We start from the raw sequence: 3,299 nt of genomic DNA on the forward strand, positions 1-3,299 counted from the left end.
CGCTAGGATTGCCGCAGGCTTCAATGCCTGGGTAATATCAACCAACCCATATAAAAACGCGGCCACCAACAACCCCAACACAGCTTGCAGGGCACGATGTTCTTTGAGGTAAAACTGCCGTGTCTCAAAAATAGTCATCATAAACAGCAAGAGAAAAATCGGCATAGTAAACACCGATAAATTCAAGATAAATACACTGTCGCCATAGAGGTTAAATACCTTGCTAATCAAGCCGTAAGACAATGCAATCCAAGTTAATCCTGAGATCAGATAGAGTGAATAAAGAATATTTTCTTTTCTGCTCGTCGCGAAATACAGCAAACCGTTGTAAAACACTAGCGCCAGCATCATGCCGACCAGTACAGCTATATCCAGATGCCTGCCTACTAGCGCTCTTCGCGAGTGCTCCTCATCGTAGATTTCTGAAGCAAACCACTGGTGTGAGTAGACGTGGCTGCGCACGTACAGAACAGTAGTATCTTCGGCAGGCACAACAAAAGGATAAACCACTGCGCCGCGGTACATCAGAGGGTGATCACTTGCTTGATTGAGGTCTAGCAAAGTTTGCTTGGTTAAACCTTCAGAGCGCTCTTCGACTATTTGGATCGATCGCACGTGATAAGCTTTAGGTAAATTCAGGAAAAGATTCTTATCTTGTTGTTTTGAATTGTAGAGCCTAATTCGGTACCAAGTCACTGTGGCTTGAGTGCCAAGGGTCGTGGTACTCGTTGTGTTCTGAAACGCCTCTTGGCGAACTGATTGATAGTCGAGCAACTGTGAATCATCGATGAAATATTCAATTGGGAAACTCGTCAGCTGAACGGTTTCTTGGCCGACATTTACAACCGGTGATGCTTGAGCAGCAACACAAAAAAACCAAAGAACAAGACTGGAGAACATCACTTTGCAGCAAACCCGCTGCGAGAGCCTTTCAGGTGTCGAAAAGACCTTATTATTCATAACACACCCCAAACTTGCATAAACAGCTGTTGGGGCTAGTCTATGAAAAAGAACTTGAATGCATCATTCTCAATTCTCTCAAAAGTCTTAGTTTTACTACTTTATTATCTGCCCAGTAAACACCACACCTTTACCAAAGATGGAATGAATCGGTAATTTGAAATGCTGCTCACGCGCTTTTTTACGCAAGCGATTGAGAATCACATCAATGCGGTGCTCATCGCTTTCTTCCTCGTATTGAAACAACAAATTGTGCAATGTTTCTTTAGAGAACACTTCTTGCGGTGCATCACTCAATGCGGCAACCAAGTTGTGTTCTTGCTGAGACAGTTTCAGCTCGCCATTGGAGGGCGAGACTAAAACTCTGGTTTGACTATTTAACACCCAGCGCTCAGCCGTATTGGGCCGGCTAACAGTCTGCATTTGGCTGTTTTGCATTCTGTGCCACAGAGCATCGATCGATGACACCAAGTGCGAAAAACTAATAGGCTTGACCAAATACAGGTCGGCACCGCTTTGTAACCCCAGCCTATTGTCCTCTTGACTGCCACGCGCCGAGATGATGATTAAGCCAAAGTTCTGCATTTTCCCCAGTTGCTCAACCACGTTAAAACCATTTTCACCCGGCAGACCAATATCGACCAAGACAATATCGGCTGGACTTAAATGCAGTTCTTTCCAAAATGCTTCAGCGCTGCCCACACTCCAGACCTTGTAACCTTTTTGCGTGAGATAAAAGCTTAACTCCTCACGCAAATCACTAGAGTCTTCAATCACGGCGATATTCGGTTTGCTCACATTCATCTGAGATTAATCCTCCATAGCCCGCTTTAACGTAAACTCAAAACAGCTGCCTTGAGCGGTACTGCGCAACAGCTTTAAGCTTCCACCTGAAGCATTAGCGATTTGCTGGGCCACAAACAAACCCAATCCAGTGCCATGTTTTGACGAGCTACCACGACGATAGCGTTGAAAAATAGCGTCAGGCTCTAGCGTGCCGATCCCTGTGCCTTGATCATAAATCAGCACAGTTACCTTTGCGTCCGACACACTGCAATCAATACGAATATCGCCACCATTTGAATACTTGATGGCATTGTCAATCACGTTAGACATTGCAATTCTCATCATCGCCGAATCCACCAATACCTGACAATGACAAGCCGCAACCGCCTCTGGATCACCATTGACGGTCAATACTAACTGATGCGTATCCGAGATGTGCACAAGCGAGGCGGCCGACGACAGTAAGCGCATCAAGTCAGTTGGCTCAAGATACAGTGCTGTCGCACCAACCGATAAACGCGCATCCGCCAAGCAGTTATCGGTGAGCTGAATTAAACGCTCAGTGGCGCGCTCAATTTTTTGATAACGGCTCAAGCGCGGACTATCCACATCAGATTCGGAGAGTTGCAGATTTTCTAATGCTGCGCAAATAATGGCCAAGGGCGTGCGAAATTCGTGTGAAACCGTGCCCATAAACTGGCGCTGATTAAAACTGGCTTCGCGCTCTGCGGCTAAGTCGCGGGTCAGCTTTTGTCGTTCAAATTCCTACTGTTGTCTTTTGCGTATGCGATAAACGCTGATCGCCAGGACCAGCAACATATTTTCAACCAAGGCGTACTGCCAAATCACATAGACTTCTTGATAAAAAGGAATCCAGCCAAAAGCAGAGAACACTCCAAACAAGCTGGCGACCATACACACTATCGGGCTGATGCCCAGCGCTAGCGTCGATAATGGAAACTTATCTCTAATCCAAATATGCAAGACTGAGTAAATAAATAACGTATAAGCGATCAGCAAAATGGCAGTTTTTATTTTGATTGCGATGCTATACAAATCTAAAGGAATCAAAACCAATAGCGATAAAGTAACTCCGCACGCCACCATTAAAATCTTATGGGCCAACGGCAAATGCTGTCTAAGATTGACGATTTCACTGCTCATCCACATCAGTACAGCAAACGAAAGCAAGATCAAAACACTGGTGGCATAGTGTTGCAGTGGAATGGCGAGCACAGGTAGAACCCAGTACACATAACCTTGCACACTGGCGACAAACACATAAGCCACTGAAAAGGCGGTAGCTGTCCAGAGTAAATGCGTACGTAGAATTAAAGCCAAGACCAATGCCAGTAAGCTACTTAGAGCAGCTAAGCCAAAGTAGAAGCTCCAGAACGATGTACTGCGCGCGGCATGGCCAAGGAACTCTTCTGGAGTCCAGACAGTAGCAGCCAAAAGCACGGTGCTGGTACTGCGCACTCGAATCACGACTTCGTAGCCTGCTGTTTCTACAGTGGGTGCCGGTAAAATAAAGACAGGATTACGGTAATCTA

The 3,299-nt window shown here is 45.9% G+C and carries 4 protein-coding genes; all 4 read right to left on the reverse strand.

Annotated elements, in window-relative coordinates; genetic code table 11:
• Nucleotides 1-900, reverse strand: a 900-nt coding sequence (locus GXZ13_07750; protein NLX75696.1) for a GGDEF domain-containing protein, incomplete at its 3' end; no start/stop codon positions are given.
• A gap of 156 nt (nt 901-1,056) precedes the next feature.
• Nucleotides 1,057-1,764 carry a response regulator transcription factor gene (locus tag GXZ13_07755; protein ID NLX75697.1) on the reverse strand — a complete coding sequence of 236 codons (708 nt, stop codon included), beginning with the start codon at nt 1,762-1,764 and terminating at the stop codon, nt 1,057-1,059.
• Nucleotides 1,765-1,770: 6 nt separating this feature from the next.
• A complete protein-coding gene (locus GXZ13_07760) occupies nt 1,771-2,439 on the reverse strand; it encodes a HAMP domain-containing histidine kinase (protein NLX75698.1) in 669 nt (222 codons plus the stop codon).
• Between the two features lie 72 nt (nt 2,440-2,511).
• Nucleotides 2,512-3,299 (reverse strand): histidine kinase (locus GXZ13_07765; GenBank protein NLX75699.1); only part of this gene is annotated, 788 nt, incomplete at its 5' end.

The organism is Synergistaceae bacterium, from assembly GCA_012728235.1.
In the GTDB taxonomy this organism is placed as follows: domain Bacteria; phylum Synergistota; class Synergistia; order Synergistales; family Synergistaceae; genus JAAYFL01.

What these genes read in the sequence shown, in the direction of transcription:
- GXZ13_07760 (NLX75698.1), bottom strand. Translation starts at nt 2,439, where the DNA reads ATGGGCACGGTTTCACACGAATTTCGCACGCCCTTGGCCATTATTTGC.
- GXZ13_07755 (NLX75697.1), bottom strand. Translation starts at nt 1,764, where the DNA reads ATGAATGTGAGCAAACCGAATATCGCCGTGATTGAAGACTCTAGTGAT.